Origin of the sequence: Nonomuraea sp. NPDC048826, from assembly GCF_043198225.1 — a bacterium.
Classification (GTDB): domain Bacteria; phylum Actinomycetota; class Actinomycetes; order Streptosporangiales; family Streptosporangiaceae; genus Nonomuraea.
On record NZ_JBICUQ010000027.1, the window covers coordinates 1 to 2,122 of the forward strand.

The 2,122-nt window shown below is 68.0% G+C and carries 2 protein-coding genes; both read left to right on the forward strand.

Going from position 1 to position 2,122, the window contains the following annotated elements:
• Positions 1-1,475, forward strand: a 1,475-nt coding sequence (locus tag ACGFI7_RS41725; protein WP_393415409.1) for a 2-oxoacid:acceptor oxidoreductase subunit alpha, incomplete at its 5' end; no start/stop codon positions are given.
• A partial coding sequence (locus ACGFI7_RS41730) for a 2-oxoacid:ferredoxin oxidoreductase subunit beta (RefSeq protein WP_393415412.1) occupies positions 1,472-2,122 on the forward strand: 651 nt, incomplete at its 3' end. The genes ACGFI7_RS41725 and ACGFI7_RS41730, both read left to right, overlap by 4 nt.

The window sequence follows — 2,122 nt, forward strand, 5'->3', positions numbered from 1 at the left end:
AAGACGGGTCGCTGGCCGAGTGGCGGCTGCACGCCGTCCCGCTCACCTCGCTGACGGTCAAGGCGCTGGAGAACTTCGACATCTCCAAAAAGGACGCCGAACGCGCCAAGAACATGTTCGCGCTCGGCCTGCTGTCCTGGCTCTACCACCGGCCGACCGAGCACACCATCAGCTTCCTGGAGACCAAGTTCGCCCGTAAACCGGAGATCGCCAAGGCCAACATCGCGGCTTTCCAGGCGGGCTGGAACTACGGCGAGACCACCGAGTCGTTCTCGGTCTCCTATGAGGTCAAGCCGGCCCGGCTGGCGCCGGGGGTGTATCGCAACATCTCCGGCAACCAGGCGCTGGCCTACGGCCTGATCGCCGCCGCGGTCCAGGCCCGGCTGCCGCTGTTCCTCGGCTCCTATCCGATCACCCCGGCCAGCGACATCCTGCACGAGCTGTCCAAGCACAAGCAGTTCGGGGTGCGTACCTTCCAGGCCGAGGACGAGATCGCCGGCGTCGGCGCCGCCCTCGGCGCGGCGTTCGGCGGCGCGCTGGGGGTCACCACCACCTCCGGTCCGGGGGTGGCGTTGAAGGCCGAGACGGTCGGGCTGGCGGTCACCACCGAACTGCCGCTGATCGTGGTGGACGTGCAGCGGGCGGGTCCGTCGACCGGGATGCCGACCAAGACCGAGCAGACCGACCTGCTGATGGCGTTGTTCGGCCGCAACGGCGAGTCCCCGGTGCCGGTGATCGCGCCGATGTCGCCCAGCGATTGTTTCGACGCGGCGGTGGAGGCGGCCCGGATCGCGGTGGCCTACCGCACCCCGGTGATGCTGCTGTCGGACGGGTATCTGGCCAACGGTTCCGAGCCGTGGCGGCTGCCGGAGGTGGGGCAGTTGCCGGATATCTCTTCGCCGTATGCGAGCGAGCCGAACGGGCCGGACGGCACGTTTTTGCCGTTCCAGCGGGATGCCGACACGCTGGCGCGGCCGTGGGCGGTTCCGGGCACGCCGGGGCTGGAGCATCGGATCGGCGGGATCGAGAAGGCCGACGGCACCGGCAACATCTCCTACGATCCGGACAATCACGACCGGATGGTGCGGCTGCGGCAGGCGAAGATCGACGGGATCGCGGTGCCGGAGCTGGCGGTGGACGATCCCGGGGGGGATGCGCGGGTGCTGGTGCTGGGCTGGGGGTCGACCTACGGGGCGATCGCGGCCGGGGTGCGCCGGGTGCGGGCGGCGGGCGGCAAGGTGGCCCAGGCGCATCTGCGGCATCTGAACCCGTTGCCGGCCAACACCGGTGAGGTGCTGCGGCAGTATGACCGGGTGCTGCTGCCGGAGATCAATCTGGGTCAGCTGGCGTTGCTGCTGCGGGCCCGGTTCCTGGTCGATGTGATCAGCTACAACCGGGTGCGCGGGCTTCCGTTCAAGGCCGAGGAACTGGCCGGAGTGATCCAGGACGTGATCGACAGTGGTGATCGGCAGTGACTGAACTCATCAACGGCAAGGGCCTGTCCCTGGTGCCCAAGGCCGAGGGCAAGCAGAGCCTGAAGGACTTCAAGTCCGACCAGGAGGTGCGCTGGTGCCCGGGCTGCGGCGACTACGCCATCTTGGCCGCGGTGCAGAGCTTCCTGCCCGAACTCGGGCTCAAGCGCGAGAACATCGTGTTCGTCTCCGGGATCGGCTGTTCCTCGCGGTTCCCGTACTACCTCAACACCTACGGGGTGCACTCGATCCACGGCCGGGCGCCGGCGATCGCCACCGGCCTGGCCGCCTCCCGGCCCGACCTGAGCGTGTGGGTGGTGACCGGGGACGGGGACGCGTTGTCGATCGGCGGCAACCATCTGATCCACGCGCTGCGCCGCAACGTCAACCTGAACATTCTGTTGTTCAACAACCGGATCTACGGGCTGACCAAGGGCCAGTACTCGCCCACCTCCGAGGTCGGGAAGATCACCAAGTCGACGCCGATGGGGTCGCTGGACAAGCCGTTCAACCCGATCTCACTGGCCTTGGGTGCGGAGGCCTCATTCGTGGCCCGGACCATCGATTCGGATCGTAAGCATCTGCAGGCGGTGTTGCGGGAGGCGACCGCGCATCGGGGTGCGTCGCTGGTGGAGATCTACCAGAACTGC